Below are 14676 nucleotides of genomic sequence, written 5' to 3'. Positions count from 1 at the left end.
GCATAGGCTGGCAGGACGATCTCAGGTAACGTCGTGGAACATTACTATCGCGAACTGGTGGGCTTCCTTTCCGCGCGCCTGGGCAATCGTCAGGCCGCCGAAGATGTGGCGCACGATGCCTACCTGCGGGTGCTGGAACGCACCGACGCCGAGCGCATCGAGCACCCGCGTGCCTTCCTTTACCGCACCGCGCTCAATCTGGTGGTCGACCGCCACCGGCGGCATCAGGTACGTCAGGCCGAGCCGCTGGAGGTACTGGACAACGACGAGCGCTGGCACACCCCGGCGCCGACCCACGACATGCAGCTCGACCAGCGCCTTGCGCTGATGCAGCGCGCGCTGGAAGAGCTGAGCAAGGTCTGCCGCGACTGCTTCCTGCTGCGCAAGCTCGAAGGCCTGTCGCACCAGCAGATTGCCGAGCACCTGGGTATTTCCCGCAGCCTGGTGGAGAAGCACATCGTCAATGCCATGAAGCACTGCCGGGTGCGCATGCGCGAGTGGGAATCCTGATCGCCGGGTTGAATGCAGATGAAAATTCCGTCAGTCGATCACTTGATTTCCACGGTTTTCCCGACTTCTATCAAAGAAGACCCCTGCCAGGCGTAGCCTTGGCAGCAGCCGTTACTGGCGCAGTATGGTCATGGAGCCTACCCATCACCCAACTGCCCAGGTCCCACCATGGCCAACAAGACCCTGCGCATCCTCATCGCCGACGCACACCCGTGTCAGCGCCTGCAACTGGAGCGGCTGCTCAACGGCCTGGGCTACTACCGGATAGCGCCAGTGGACAGCTTCGAGGAGCTGCAGCGCCTGGTCCTGAGTGCCTTGCAGCCTTTCCACTTGCTGTTGGGCAATATCGAGCTGGCCAGCCATGTCGGGGTCGACCTGGCGCGCTTCTGTCGCGTCAGCACGCAGATCCAGCACGCCCTCCTTTATCACTCCAACCAGTTGCAAGTGCCCCTGGTGCCGCAGACCGAGCGCCAGGCCGTCAGCCTGAGCCTGCCCCAGGTGCCCGACAACGAGGCACTGGAGGCGTTCATGGCGATCATTGATACGCCACTGCTGGTCGGCAAGCTGCCACTGCCGGGCACCATGCCGGTTGCCACGGCTCGGCCGCGGCCACGGGCCAATTTCGTCAACACCATGTTCAACCGCTAAAGCGGCGACGTACGGGGCACGGGGGCCGCTATTTGCTATCCTCTTGCCCTTTGCCGATTTGCGGACCCTGCCATGACTGCCATCGATACCGCTCGCCCGCCCCGGTTCAGCCGCGGCGACCACCGGACCCTGGGCCTGGCGGCGTTGGGCGGCGCGCTGGAAATCTACGACTTCATCATCTTCGTATTCTTTGCGCTTACCCTCAGCCAGCTGTTCTTCCCACCCGAGATGCCCGAATGGTTGCGCCTGCTGCAAAGCTTCGGAATCTTCGTCACCGGCTACCTGGCGCGGCCGCTAGGCGGCATCCTGATGGCGCACTTCGCCGACCACCTGGGACGCAAACGGGTCTTCAGCCTGAGCATCCTGATGATGGCCCTGCCGTGCCTGTTGATCGGGGTGATGCCGACCTACGCCGACATCGGCTATGCCGCGCCGCTGATCCTGCTGGCACTGCGTATCCTGCAGGGCGCGGCGGTGGGTGGCGAGGTGCCGAGCGCCTGGACCTTCGTCGCCGAGCACGCGCCAGCCGGGCGGCGCGGTTATGCCCTGGGCTTCCTGCAGGCCGGCCTGACCTTTGGCTATCTGCTGGGGGCACTGACCGCGACCTTGCTGGCGCAGTTGTTCACCCCGCAGGAAATCCTCGACTACGCCTGGCGCTACCCGTTCCTGCTCGGCGGGGTATTCGGCGTGATCGGCGTGTGGTTGCGTCGTTGGCTCAGCGAAACACCGGTGTTCCTTGCCCTGCGCGCGCGCCAGGAGCAGCCGGTGAGCTTCCCGCTGCGGCGGGTGCTGGGTGAACACCGTCGGGCGTTGATCCCGGCGGCGCTGCTGACCTGCGTGCTGACTTCCGCCGTCGTGGTGCTGGTGGTGATTACCCCGACAGTGATGCAGCAGCGCTTCGGCATGAGTGCCGGGCACACCTTTGCCCTCAGCAGCGTGGGTATCGTCTTCCTCAACATCGGTTGCGTGCTGGCCGGGCTGCTGGTCGACCGCGTAGGCGCCTGGCGCGCGCTGATGCTCTACAGCCTGCTGCTGCCGGTGGGCATCGGCGCGTTGTATGCCAGCCTGGTGGGGCAGTGGGGCATGACCTGGCTGGCCTATGCGCTGGCGGGGCTGTCCTGCGGCGTGGTGGGCGTGGTGCCGTCAGTAATGGTCGGGTTGTTCCCGGCCGAGATTCGCGTGTCGGGCATCTCCTTTACCTACAACGTGGCCTACGCGCTTTGGGCCAGCACCACACCGCTGGCGCTGATTGCGCTGATGCCCTGGAGCCCGTGGGTGTGTGTCGGCTTTTGTCTGGTCATGGGCACAGTGGGGTTGCTGACGGCCTTGTATTTCGGGCGTCGGGAGCCATTGGCGTTTGCCGCGGAGCCGATGCCCATCATGTGTGGTGACAAATGAGCGTGTAATGGTCTTGGGGGCTGAGACAGACTTCCTGAGCCGGCACCACAGTGGGATGGCAGCGGACTTTGTAGGAGCGGCCTTGTGTCGCGATGGGCTGCGCAGCAGCCCCAGGACCTATGCTCCAGCGCAAACCATCGGGGCTGCTGCGCAGCCCATCGCGACACAAGGCCGCTCCTATACGGGCCAGTACAGCCAGAACAGGTAAAACAAAAAGCCCTCGGCTCGTGAGAACCGGGGGCTTTTCGTTAGCGCAGGGCAGGGGCCTTACATGTTCGGGTAGTTCGGCCCGCCAGCGCCTTCAGGGGTGACCCAGGTGATGTTCTGGGCCGGGTCCTTGATGTCGCAGGTCTTGCAGTGCACGCAGTTCTGCGCGTTGATCTGGAAGCGCTTGCTGCCGTCTTCCTGGGTGACCACTTCGTACACGCCTGCCGGGCAGTAACGCTGTGCCGGCTCGTCGTAAAGCGGCAGGTTGCTGGCGATCGGCACGTTCGGGTCGGTCAGCTTCAGGTGGCAGGGTTGTTCCTCTTCGTGGTTGGTGCTGGAGAGGAATACCGAGCTGAGCTTGTCGAAGCTGAGCTTGCCGTCGGGTTTCGGGTAATCGATCTTCTGCGACTCTGCCGCCAGCTTCAGGCAGGCGTAGTCCGGCTTGGTGTCGTGCAGGGTGAACGGCAGCTTGCCACCGAACCAGTTCTGGTCCACATAGTTGAACGCCGCGCCCAGCAGCGGGCCGAACTTGTGCATGGCCGGGCCGAAGTTGCGGCTGGCGAACAGCTCTTCGTACAGCCAGCTGGCCTTGAAGGCGCTGACGTAGCCGTTGAGTTGGTCACCGCCTTCGCTGCCGGCGCTCAGTGCGTCAGCCACCGCTTCGGCGGCCAGCATGCCGGACTTCATCGCGGTGTGGCTGCCCTTGATCTTGGCGAAGTTCAGGGTGCCCAGGTCGCAGCCGATCAGCGCGCCGCCGTTGAACACCATCTTCGGCAGCGAGTTGAAGCCGCCCTTGCAGATGGCACGGGCACCGTAGCTGATGCGCTTGCCGCCTTCGAGGTACTGGCTCATTACCGGGTGGTGCTTGAGACGCTGGAACTCGTCGAACGGCGACAGGTACGGGTTGGCGTAGGACAGGTCGACGATCAGACCGACCACCACCTGGTTGTTTTCCAGGTGGTAGAGGAACGAACCACCGGTGTTGTCCTTGGCCATCACGTCCAGCGGCCAGCCGGCGGTATGCACCACCAGGCCCTGCTCGTGCTTGGCCGGGTCGATTTCCCAGATTTCCTTCAGGCCGATGCCGTAATGCTGGACGTCGGCTTCGCTGTCGAGGTTGAAGCGCTTGATCAGCTGTTTGCCGATATGGCCGCGGCAGCCTTCGGCGAACAGGGTGTACTTGGCACGCAGTTCCATGCCAGGGGTGTACATGCCGTCTTTCGGGTTGCCTTCGCGGTCGACGCCCATGTCGCCGGTGACGATGCCACGGACCACGCCGTTTTCGTCGAACAATGCTTCCTGTGCGGCGAAGCCTGGGTAGATTTCCACGCCCAGGTTCTCGGCCTGCTGGGCCAGCCAGCGGCACAGGTTGCCCAGCGAGATGATGTAGTTGCCCTGGTTGTGCATGGTCTTGGGCACGAACAGGTCAGGCACCTTGGTCGAACTGGCGGCATCCTTGAGTACGTAGATGTCGTCACGCTTCACTTCGGTGTTCAGCGGCGCACCGAGCTCTTTCCAGTCTGGGAACAGCTCGTTCAGGGCGCGGGGTTCGAACACCGCGCCGGAGAGGATGTGGGCGCCGACTTCAGAGCCTTTTTCCACCACGCAGACGCTGATTTCGCTACCGGTTTCGGCGGCCTTCTGCTTCAGGCGGCAGGCGGCGGACAGGCCCGCCGGGCCGGCGCCGACGATGACCACGTCGAATTCCATGTATTCGCGTTCCACTGGTTCTCTCCTACTCATCAAGGCTCGTGCTGTTGCTTTGTCTTATGGGTGCGCGGGGCATTCGCGGCGGTTCTACGCAACGGCGGAACTGTAGCTGGGCAAATGACGGACTACACCGTTTTGTCTTGGCCGCGCATTATATCTACACCACTTGGCGGGTCCAATACAAACGTTTGTTTGAATTTGCCGCAGGCCAGTAAAATCACAGGAACGCGGCTGGAGGGTGACCGATTTGCCGTATTGACCGGATTGGGTGTTACGGTCAAGATACGAGCGGTTTTACGTTCGCCGTAGGCTTGCAGCCGGGCGCAGGTACACCTCTAAAGACCAGGTGTGGAGCAGGGTTTTGCGGCCTTGGGCCGGTTTGTAGTGGAGTTTACACGCCACGACAGGAAATGACCCGTGAGTATTTGTCGCAAGAGTCCGGACAAGACTGTTCGGTCACTGTGAAGTTACCGCCTCCCGGTACGTTTTTAGAGGTGCCCTTGTACCCACGCGCATCGCAGGGCTCTGCCCCTGGCGACTATCTATTCACCGGAGAGTAACGAGGAATCCATGAAGGTTCTTGTAGCTGTCAAACGAGTGGTCGACTACAACGTCAAGGTTCGCGTCAAGGCGGACAACTCCGGCGTCGACCTTGCTAACGTCAAGATGTCCATGAACCCCTTCTGCGAAATCGCCGTGGAAGAAGCCGTACGCCTGAAGGAAAAGGGCGTCGCGTCCGAGATCGTCGTCGTTTCCGTCGGCCCGGCCACTGCCCAGGAGCAACTGCGTACCGCCCTGGCCCTGGGTGCCGACCGAGCCATCCTGGTCGAAGCCGCTGACGAACTGAATTCCCTGGCCGTGGCCAAGGCGCTGAAAGCCGTTGTCGACAAAGAGCAGCCGCAGCTGGTCATCCTCGGCAAGCAGGCCATCGACAGCGACAACAACCAGACCGGCCAGATGCTGGCTGCGCTGACCGGCTTCGCCCAGGGCACCTTCGCCTCCAAGGTGGAAGTGGCTGGCGACAAGCTGAACGTCACCCGTGAAATCGACGGCGGCCTGCAGACCGTTGCACTGAACCTGCCGGCTATCGTCACCACCGACCTGCGCCTTAACGAGCCACGCTACGCATCGCTGCCGAACATCATGAAGGCCAAGAAGAAGCCGCTGGAGACCGTTACTCCAGACGCGCTTGGCGTTTCCCTCGCCTCCACCAACAAGACCCTGAAGGTTGAAGCCCCGGCTGCTCGCAGCGCTGGCATCAAGGTCAAATCGGTGGCCGAACTGGTCGAGAAGCTGAAGAACGAAGCGAAGGTAATCTAAATGACTATCCTGGTTGTCGCTGAATACGAAAACGGTGCCGTAGCCCCGGCCACCCTGAATACTGTTGCTGCTGCCGCCAAGATCGGTGGTGATGTGCACGTGCTGGTCGCTGGCCAGAACGTGGGCGGCATTGCCGAGTCCGCAGCCAAGATCGCTGGCGTGGCCAAAGTGCTGGTTGCCGATAACGCTGCCTACGCCCACGTGCTGCCGGAAAACGTCGCGCCGCTGATCGTCGAGCTGGCCAAGGGCTACAGCCACGTGCTGGCCCCGGCCACCACCAACGGCAAGAACATCCTGCCGCGCGTTGCCGCGCTGCTGGACGTGGACCAGATTTCCGAGATCATCTCGGTCGAGTCCGCCGACACCTTCAAACGCCCGATCTATGCCGGTAACGCCATTGCCACCGTGCAATCGAGCGCTGCCATCAAGGTCATCACCGTGCGTACCACCGGCTTCGACGCCGTGGCCGCCGAAGGTGGTTCGGCTGCCATCGAAGCCGTCGGCGCTGCGCACGACGCTGGCATTTCGGCCTTCGTTGGCGAAGAGCTGGCCAAGTCCGACCGCCCAGAGCTGACCGCTGCCAAGATCGTCGTTTCCGGCGGCCGTGGCATGGGCAACGGTGACAACTTCAAGCACCTGTACAGCCTGGCCGACAAGCTCGGTGCTGCCGTCGGTGCCTCGCGCGCCGCGGTCGACGCCGGCTTCGTGCCGAACGACATGCAGGTCGGCCAGACCGGCAAGATCGTTGCGCCACAGCTGTACATCGCCGTCGGTATCTCCGGCGCGATCCAGCACCTGGCCGGCATGAAGGACTCCAAGGTGATCGTGGCGATCAACAAGGACGAAGAAGCGCCGATCTTCCAGGTAGCCGACTACGGCCTGGTCGCTGACCTGTTCGAAGCGGTTCCGGAGCTGGAAAAGCTGGTCTGATCCGCCTGCTTCACTTATAAAGAACCCGGCCCTCGTACAGGGGGCCGGGTTTTTTTTGGTCAGTTTCCGCCCAATCGCCGGCAAGCCAGCTCCCACAGGTACAGCGCAGTTCTCAAGGGCGGTGCTGTACCTGTGGGAGCTGGCTTGCCGGCGATTGGGCCGGGCAAAGCAATACAAGGAGTGAGTAATGGTGCTGCGCAAAGCAGGCAGGGTGCTGGCATGCATGGCGGTGCTGGTTTCGCCGCTGGCCTTGGCGGCAGGCAAGTGCGAACGCCTGGTGGCGACCGGTAGCCCTGATGCGCCGCCCTATTCGTGGCAGGATCCGAACGACCCGAAACACCTGATCGGCGCCAATGTCGACCTGCTTCGCCAGGTGGCTGGCGAGCTGGGTGTGAAGGTGGAGGTGCTGAGCGCCGGCCGTCGTGACCAGGCGCTGGAAGAAGTACGTAGCGGGCGGATGGACCTGCTGCTCGATACCCCCATGCAGGTGGAGCAACTGACCGCTCTGGACTACATCCACCCACCCCTGCAGCTCAATGAATACCTGGTGTGGACGCGCCACGACGCGACACTGGCCTTCGAGGGCCCGGCTGACCTGGCCCAGTACCAGGGCAGTTTGTCCGAGCGCGCGCGGCTGACCCCGGCCTTTACCGCCTTCGCCAAGGCACAGCTGAAACTGGTGCCGGCACAGAACCTGACCCAGGCGTTCCAGAAGCTGGTGCTCGGCCAGGTGGATTATGTGCTCGCAGGCCGCTATTCGGGCATGGCCATGGCGCAGAGCCTGGGCATGAGCAATGACCTGATCGCCCGAGGCCTGCCGGTGGATCGGCCGGGCCTGTACCTGGCCGTGTCGCACAATTCGGCTTGCAATGACAGCTGGTTGCGTGGGCAATTGGCGAAAAAACTGACAGAATTGCCGATCTCCGGTGCGTCCGAGGCCGTGCTGCAACGTAATGTCGAGCGCTGGAAAGCGCAGCTGCAGGTGCCGACGGACGCCCCCAAACACTAGGAAGATTGCGTGAGAACCCAACCACTAATCCTTGCCCTGGCCGTGCTCGGCCTGGCTGGCTGCGCCAACGATCCGGCCCCTAACGAGCAGATGCGCATTTCCGAACAGGCACTGGAGCAGGCCAGGGCCGTCGGTGCCACCGAGCAGGTCGATGCGCTCAAGCTGGCTGAAGACAAGCTGGCCCGGGCCAAGACCAACATGCTCACCGAAGACTACCGCGATGCTCGTATGCGTGCCGAGCAGGCCGAGCTGGATGCGCGCCTGGCCGAGGCCCAGGTGCTGAACCAGAAGAGCGAAGAGCAATTGCAGCTGCTGCAGTCGCGGGTCAAGCGCCTGCGCAAGCAGCTGGAGGTGCAGCCATGATCCGTCGCATGCCGTTGGCCGCGCTGGCAGTGCTGGCGCTGGCGGCAGGTCTGCAAGGTTGCGCCAGCCAGCGCAGCAGCGCAGCGCTGGATGAAGCCACCGCAGCCTTCCAGAAGGTCAAGGATGATTCCAATGTGTTGCGCAGCGCACCGCGTGACGTGATTCGCGCAGGCGAGTCGCTGGCCCGCGCCGAGCGCCTGTCCAGCTACATCGGCACGGGTGCCGACGTTCGCCATTACGCCTACCTGAGCCAGCGTTACAGCGAAATTGCCAGCGAGCATGCCAAGCTGGCGCTGAATCAGGAGCGTCAGGCCAAGCTCGACCTGGAGCGCCAGCGCCTGCAGCTGGCATTGCGCGAGGCCAAACTGGCCAGTGTTCAGCAGCAGGGCAAGTGGGTCGAGTCGCAGATCGCCGCGCTGGCCTCGGAGCAGGCCGACCGTGGTCTGGTGATGACCTTGGGTGACGTGCTGTTCGACACCGGTCGCGCCGACCTGAAGAACTCGGCGAGCCGTACCGTGCTCAAGCTGGTGCAGTTCCTCCAGCTCAACCCGCGCCGGGTGGTGCGGATCGAAGGCTATACCGACAGCACAGGCCCGGCCGAGGACAACTTGAAGCTGTCTCGTGATCGCGCGCAGGCCGTAGCCGACATGCTGGTAGACCTGGGCATCGACGAGAAGCGCCTGCAGGTCGAGGGTTATGGCGACCAGTACCCGATCGAGGCCAACGCCTCGGAGCGGGGCAGGGCGCAGAACCGCCGCGTCGAAATCGTGTTCTCCGATGACAAGGGCAAGCTGGCGCCAGCACGCTGAATCATGTGAAAGGGGCTGCTTCGCAGCCCATCGCCGGCAAGCCAGCCCCCACCTTGACGCATTGACCTCAAGCCCTGTGCATCACCTGTGGGAGCTGGCTTGCCTGCGATGGGCCGCAAAGCGGCCCCGCTTTTCGTCGGGCTACCCGGGCTTGATCGTTTCTATGGCTGTCACGCAACTGTATTGTTGACTATCCTGCGATCTGTCCCAGTACACTTTGCAACTGTTACGGTATCCTCTACCGTCAGTGAGCCACACAAGAACAACGAGCCCGTACGCGCGTCGAGAGCCAGCCATGACCAACCTGCTGTTGTACCAGCGTATCGCCCAGCAACTGGCCGATGACATCCGTCGTGGTGTCTACCAGCCAGGCGAGCGGGTGCCCTCCGTGCGCAAGATGAGTGCCCAGCTCAATGTCAGCCACGCCACGGTGCTGCAAGCCTATGCCAATCTCGAGGACCAGGGGCTGATCCGTGCGCGGCCGCAGTCCGGCTACTATGTGCACCAGACCCCGGCCCTGACCGCGCAGACCCCGGACATCGCCCGGGTGGAGCGCCCCGGGCTGGTCACCCGCGCCAGTATCATCCAGCAGGTACTGACCGAGGCTCGCCGTGATGGCGTGTTCCCGTTCGGCGCTGCTGTGCCGCATGTCGACTACCTGCCGGTCCGTGCATTGCACCAGCAGATTGCGAAGGTCACGCGCTTCCACAGCCCGCGTGCCTTCAGCTACATGTTCAGCCCCGGTTTCGAGCCGCTGCGCCGGCAGATCGCCATCCGCATGCGTGATGCCGGTGTTCTGGTCGACCCGCGTGAAGTGATCGTGACCCATGGTTGTGTCGATGCGCTGCAGATGTCGCTGCGCGTGCTGACTCGCCCCGGCGACCTGATCGCCGCCGAATCGCCCACCTATTATGGGTTGCTGCAACTGGCCGACCTGCTGGGCCTGAAGGTGATCGAGATTCCCAGCGACCCGTCCACCGGCATCAGCCTCGAGGCGCTGCAATTGGCGGCCAACCAGTGGTCGATCAAGGCCCTGGTCCTGACCGCTCGCCTCAGCAACCCGCTGGGTGGCACTGTCCCGGAAGAGCGGCAGAAGCAGTTGCTGCGCCTGGCGTCGGATTTCGATATCCAGATCGTCGAGGATGACATCTATGGCGAGCTGATGTTCGAGCAGGGCAAGACCAAGGCGCTAAAGGCATTCGACCGGCTGGACCGGGTGATCTATTGTTCGAGCTTTTCTAAAACCCTGTCCCCCGGCGTGCGCGTTGGCTGGATGATCGCCGGGCGCTATCAGGACGAAATCCAGCGCCTGCAAACCTTCACCACTCACTCGGCCTGCAGCGTGACGCAGATGGGTGTGGCAGCCTACCTGGAGAATGGCGGCTACGACCGGCACCTGCGTTACATCCGCCAGGAGTACCGCAAGAACCTCAGTGCCTACCAGCTGGCGGTGCAGCAGCACTTCCCCGAGGGTACCCAGATGACCCGGCCGACGGGCGGTTTCATCCTGTGGGTGAGCCTGCCGGGGCGGGTCAATACCCAGGAGCTGCATGTCCGCGCGCTGGAGCAGGGCATAAGTATTGCGCCGGGGCTGATCTTCAGTAACACCGAGCAGTTCAACCACTGCATACGCCTCAATTGCGGTATACCCTGGAACAAGGAAGCGGAGCGCGCGGTGATCACTCTCGGGTTGCTGGCCCAGCAATTGTGTCGAGAGCCAGCGGCGCTTCTGTAGGCTTGCCACGCGCCCGTGGAACAGGGAGCATAGGTACTTTTCCTGCCAGTCTGTCCATTTGCCATGAATGCTTTGCGCCGTTTTGCCTTGATCTTGTGCCTTGTATCGCTCTGCAGCCTGGCCGGTGTCGCCCAGGCTGCGCAACCGGCAGGCCAGGCGCAGGCGGCCAAACCGGTGCAGAAAGCCAAGCCGGTGCAGAAGGCTGCAGCCAGGCCTGCGCACAAACAGGCGGCAAAAAAAGCCGTTAAGAGAAACGCCAGGCCCGCACGCAAGCCGGTGAGCAAGGAGGTTGCCCGGCCGCTACCCAAGGCAAGGCTCGACCTCAGCCTGCCGGCCGATATGGTCGATAACCTTGAGCCGAATGTGGGCAGCCCCTCGCCGATACAGCGACGCAAACCTTTGCTGCCTCCCATGTTCACTGAAAAGCCGGAGGCTAGCGACAGCCCGTTCCAGCTCAATGGCCGGTTGATCAGCAACGAAATGCAGCTGCAGCTGCGTAACGACAGCCGTCGCGACGTGGAAGGGGCGGCCATCGATTTCGAGTACCGCCAGTAGCAGGTGAACTGACTGCCGGGTCACGGCAGATTTCATCATGCCAGCAATTTCAAACGCCTGTTTGAGCGGTTACTATCCAGGGACGTTCGTCCCGTTTTGTTCCAGGGAGTCCTGATTTTGGTGAATAGCCATGAATTGCCGTGAGGGTTGTGGTGCCTGCTGCATCGCCCCGTCCATCACCTCTGCGATGCCGCGCATGCCCAATGGCAAGCCGGCTGGCGAGCGTTGCTTGCACCTGACTGTCGACAACCTCTGCGACCTGTTCGGTAAACCCGAGCGGCCGGCAGTGTGTGGCGGTTTCAAGGCGGATGTCGAGGTGTGCGGCAATGACCGTGACGAGGCCATCAGGATTCTTGGTTGGTGGGAGCAGATGACGGCGGCGTGACAGGCTGGATCTTCGACAACAAGGATAAACATGATGAGATCGTTCAAGCGTATTGCTCTGCTGTGTGGCATGGGTGTTCTGCTGTCGCCTGCGGCCTGGGCCGAAAACTGGCAGGTGGCAAAGGACGAGGAGGGGATCAAGGTTTCCCTCAGTGAAGTGGCCGGTTCCAAGTACAAGGCCTATCAAGGCGTCACCGTGATCAAGGCGCCGCTGGCCAAGGTGCAGGCGTTGCAGGAGGACGTGGTCGGGGCTTGTGCATGGATTCACGAATGCAAGTCGCAGAAGCTGCTCAAGCACGAGGGTGACCAGAGCTGGACCTACACCCAGTTCAATACGCCATGGCCGGTGACGCCGCGGGACTCGGTGTTGCATGTGACCACGATGAAGCAGGCTGATGGCAGCCTGGTACGCAACCTGAAGGAAGAGCCGACCTACATCCCGGAAGAGAAGGGCTTTGTACGGGTGGCGAAGGTCGAAGGCTTCTGGAAGCTGGTGCCCAAGGGTGACAGCACGGAAGTGACTTATCAGGTGCACACCGAGCCGGGTGGTAGCGTGCCGGCGATGGTGGCCAACAAGTTCGTGGTGGATGCACCGTTCAATACCCTGAAAGGGTTGCGGGAGCGGGCTGAGAAAAACTGAGGCCGGCACAGGATGAATAAAAAAGGCTGCCCGAAGGCAGCCTTTTTGCGTTCGGCTATGGAGGCTTACTTGCGGTCCTGCAGCGCAACGATGTCGCGCTTCTGCTCGCCGGTGTACAGCTGGCGCGGGCGGCCGATCTTGTACGGGCTGGAGAGCATTTCTTTCCAGTGCGAGATCCAGCCCACGGTACGTGCCAGGGCGAAGATCACGGTGAACATGCTGGTTGGAATGCCGATCGCCTTGAGGATGATCCCCGAGTAGAAGTCGACGTTCGGGTACAGCGAGCGCTCGATGAAGTACGGATCGGTCAGGGCGATCTCTTCCAGGCGCATGGCCAGTTCCAGCTGTGGGTCGTTCTTGATGCCCAGCTCGCGCAGGACTTCGTCGCAGGTCTGCTTCATCACGGTGGCGCGCGGGTCGCGGTTCTTGTACACGCGGTGACCGAAGCCCATGAGCTTGAACGGGTCGTTCTTGTCCTTGGCCTTGGCGATGAACTTGTCGATGTTTGAAACATCGCCGATTTCATCGAGCATGGTCAGTACTGCTTCGTTCGCACCGCCGTGGGCCGGGCCCCACAGTGCGGCGATACCGGCGGCGATACAGGCGAACGGGTTGGCACCCGACGAGCCGGCCAGGCGAACGGTGGAAGTGGAGGCGTTCTGCTCGTGGTCGGCGTGGAGGATGAAGATCCGGTCCATCGCCTTGGCCAGCACCGGGCTGATCGGTTTGATCTCGCACGGGGTGTTGAACATCATGTGCAGGAAGTTTTCCGCGTACGACAGGTCGTTGCGCGGGTACATCATCGGCTGGCCCATGGAGTACTTGTAAACCATCGCGGCCAGGGTCGGCATCTTGGCGACCAGGCGCACCGCGGAAATTTCGCGGTGTTGCGGGTTATTGATGTCCAGGGAGTCGTGATAGAACGCCGACAGGGCGCCGACCACGCCGCACATCACCGCCATCGGGTGGGCATCGCGGCGGAAGCCGTTGAAGAAGGACTTCAGCTGCTCGTGAACCATGGTGTGGTTCTTAACGGTGCTGACGAACTGGGCCTTCTGCTCGGCGTTCGGCAGTTCGCCGTTGAGCAGCAGGTAGCATGTTTCGAGGTAGTCGGACTGTTCGGCGAGCTGCTCGATCGGGTAGCCGCGGTGCAGCAGGATACCTTTGTCGCCGTCAATGTAGGTGATCTTCGACTCGCACGAGGCAGTCGCCATGAAACCAGGGTCGAAGGTGAAGTGACCAGTGGCCCCCAACCCGCGGACGTCGATTACATCAGGACCAACGGTGCCGGTTAAAATGGGCAGCTCGACGGGGGCAGCGCCCTCGATGACCAACTGCGCTTTTTTGTCAGCCATGTGGCCTCCTATTAATGCTTGAAATCATCAGACAGACCCCCCACGCAGGGCCCGCACCACTATAGAGGGATAAATTCAGATGTCAATTTGCCTAAAGGCTTGTTGAAACAGGCATTGAGGCCTGATTTTTCGCGAAATTCTCGCCCATTTACGCCTTTTGTGCGTTAAAGGCAATGCGCTATTTGGGCTACCCCGTCACGTTGTCATAAGCAGCCTAACTGTCTATACTCGCAACCCGACCGCCAGGGGCTTGCAAGCCCGAACTGCTGGGGGTCGCCGTTCCCTGGGTGGTGGGTACCTGACCAGTACACTTACCAACAACTTTGCCCTGATTCGCTAGGGGCTCTTCAGTGTGAAAAAAGCCGTGAAAAGCCAACGACCTGTAAACCTAGACCTAAGGACCATCAAGCTCCCCGTCACTGCGTACACGTCCATCCTGCATCGTATCTCCGGCGTCATCCTGTTCCTCGGCCTTGCCATCATGCTTTATGCACTGGGCAAGTCGCTGGGTTCCGAGGAAGGCTTTGGTGAGGTGAAGGCGTGTCTGACCAGCCCGCTGGCCAAATTCGTGACCTGGGGCCTGCTATCCGCCCTGCTTTATCACCTCGTGGCAGGTGTACGTCACCTGATCATGGACATGGGCATCGGTGAGACGCTGGAAGGCGGCAAGCTGGGCTCGAAAATCGTGATCGTCATCTCCGTGGTGCTGATCGTTCTGGTGGGAGTTTGGGTATGGTAACCAATGTCACGAACCTGTCGCGTTCGGGCCTCTATGACTGGATGGCGCAGCGCGTTTCTGCGGTCGTTCTCGCGGCTTACTTCCTCTTCCTGATCGGCTACGTGGTCGCCCACCCAGGCATCGACTACACCCAGTGGCATGGTCTGTTCTCCAACAACGCGATGCGGATCTTCAGTCTGCTGGCCCTCGTTGCCCTGGGCGCTCACGCCTGGGTCGGCATGTGGACCATTGCGACCGACTACCTGACGCCAATGTCGTTCGGCAAGTCGGCAACTGCGATTCGTTTCCTGTTCCAGGCGGTATGCGGCGTTGCGATGTTCGCTTACTTCGTCTGGGGTGTGCAGATTCTCTGGGGTATCTGATC

16 protein-coding genes are annotated in these 14676 nt (G+C 62.0%); 14 read left to right on the top strand and 2 right to left on the bottom strand.

Annotation, left to right across the window (positions count from 1 at the left end; all coding sequences use genetic code 11):
- Positions 1 to 33: 33 nt before the first annotated feature.
- The 3 genes from V3314_RS21810 to V3314_RS21800 all read left to right on the top strand — a co-directional run bounded on the left by V3314_RS21810 (position 34) and on the right by V3314_RS21800 (position 2556).
- A complete protein-coding gene (locus V3314_RS21810; RefSeq protein ID WP_046615086.1) occupies positions 34 to 510 on the top strand; it encodes a sigma-70 family RNA polymerase sigma factor in 477 nt (158 codons plus the stop codon).
- 168 nt (positions 511 to 678) lie between these two features.
- Complete coding sequence (locus V3314_RS21805) at positions 679 to 1158, top strand: response regulator (protein ID WP_046615087.1); 480 nt, start codon at positions 679 to 681, stop codon at positions 1156 to 1158.
- A 72-nt stretch (positions 1159 to 1230) separates the two neighbouring features.
- Complete coding sequence (locus V3314_RS21800; protein ID WP_046615088.1) at positions 1231 to 2556, top strand: MFS transporter; 1326 nt, start codon at positions 1231 to 1233, stop codon at positions 2554 to 2556.
- A 267-nt stretch (positions 2557 to 2823) separates the two neighbouring features.
- Here the strand turns inward: V3314_RS21800 and V3314_RS21795 are convergent, their stop codons facing one another.
- A complete protein-coding gene (locus V3314_RS21795) occupies positions 2824 to 4506 on the bottom strand; it encodes an electron transfer flavoprotein-ubiquinone oxidoreductase (protein WP_080958465.1) in 1683 nt (560 codons plus the stop codon).
- 537 nt (positions 4507 to 5043) lie between these two features.
- On the opposite strand from V3314_RS21795, the gene V3314_RS21790 reads away from it, so the two are divergent.
- The 9 genes from V3314_RS21790 (at position 5044) to V3314_RS21750 (ending at position 12218) form a co-directional block, all read left to right on the top strand.
- Positions 5044 to 5793, top strand: coding sequence for an electron transfer flavoprotein subunit beta/FixA family protein (locus V3314_RS21790; RefSeq protein ID WP_015271101.1), 750 nt, complete (start codon positions 5044 to 5046; stop codon positions 5791 to 5793).
- Complete coding sequence (locus V3314_RS21785; protein ID WP_046615091.1) at positions 5794 to 6723, top strand: FAD-binding protein; 930 nt, start codon at positions 5794 to 5796, stop codon at positions 6721 to 6723.
- A 187-nt stretch (positions 6724 to 6910) separates the two neighbouring features.
- Positions 6911 to 7732, top strand: coding sequence for a transporter substrate-binding domain-containing protein (locus V3314_RS21780; protein ID WP_046615092.1), 822 nt, complete (start codon positions 6911 to 6913; stop codon positions 7730 to 7732).
- Positions 7733 to 7741: 9 nt separating this feature from the next.
- The gene (locus V3314_RS21775) at positions 7742 to 8095 is read left to right on the top strand and encodes a DUF4398 domain-containing protein (RefSeq protein ID WP_046615093.1); all 354 of its coding nucleotides are present in this window, start codon (positions 7742 to 7744) and stop codon (positions 8093 to 8095) included.
- Entirely contained in the window at positions 8092 to 8904 is an 813-nt protein-coding gene (locus V3314_RS21770) for an OmpA family protein (RefSeq protein ID WP_046615094.1), read from the top strand. The genes V3314_RS21775 and V3314_RS21770 overlap by 4 nt, the downstream gene beginning before the upstream one ends.
- 295 nt (positions 8905 to 9199) lie before the next feature.
- Positions 9200 to 10639, top strand: a complete 1440-nt coding sequence (locus V3314_RS21765) for a PLP-dependent aminotransferase family protein (RefSeq protein ID WP_046615095.1) — start codon at positions 9200 to 9202, stop codon at positions 10637 to 10639.
- A gap of 63 nt (positions 10640 to 10702) precedes the next feature.
- A complete protein-coding gene (locus V3314_RS21760) occupies positions 10703 to 11194 on the top strand; it encodes a hypothetical protein (RefSeq protein ID WP_046615096.1) in 492 nt (163 codons plus the stop codon).
- A gap of 130 nt (positions 11195 to 11324) precedes the next feature.
- Entirely contained in the window at positions 11325 to 11579 is a 255-nt protein-coding gene (locus tag V3314_RS21755; protein WP_046615097.1) for a YkgJ family cysteine cluster protein, read from the top strand.
- A gap of 33 nt (positions 11580 to 11612) precedes the next feature.
- Positions 11613 to 12218, top strand: coding sequence for an START domain-containing protein (locus V3314_RS21750; protein ID WP_046615098.1), 606 nt, complete (start codon positions 11613 to 11615; stop codon positions 12216 to 12218).
- A 65-nt stretch (positions 12219 to 12283) separates the two neighbouring features.
- Here V3314_RS21750 and gltA read toward each other — a convergent pair whose 3' ends face one another.
- Positions 12284 to 13573, bottom strand: coding sequence for a citrate synthase (gene gltA / locus V3314_RS21745; RefSeq protein ID WP_016711651.1), 1290 nt, complete (start codon positions 13571 to 13573; stop codon positions 12284 to 12286).
- A 352-nt stretch (positions 13574 to 13925) separates the two neighbouring features.
- Here gltA and sdhC point away from each other — a divergent pair, with 352 nt between their 5' ends.
- Positions 13926 to 14312, top strand: coding sequence for a succinate dehydrogenase, cytochrome b556 subunit (gene sdhC, locus V3314_RS21740; protein ID WP_012315350.1), 387 nt, complete (start codon positions 13926 to 13928; stop codon positions 14310 to 14312).
- On the top strand, positions 14306 to 14674 hold the full coding sequence (gene sdhD, locus V3314_RS21735; protein ID WP_003254214.1) for a succinate dehydrogenase, hydrophobic membrane anchor protein: 369 nt from the start codon (positions 14306 to 14308) through the stop codon (positions 14672 to 14674). Before sdhC ends, sdhD begins: the two co-directional genes overlap by 7 nt.
- Positions 14675 to 14676 lie beyond the last annotated feature (2 nt).

The sequence above is a fragment of the Pseudomonas sp. TE3-3-F2023 genome (assembly GCF_036784815.1).
Lineage (GTDB): Bacteria > Pseudomonadota > Gammaproteobacteria > Pseudomonadales > Pseudomonadaceae > Aquipseudomonas > Aquipseudomonas pudica.
This window is presented reverse-complemented; position numbering and strand designations above follow the sequence as displayed.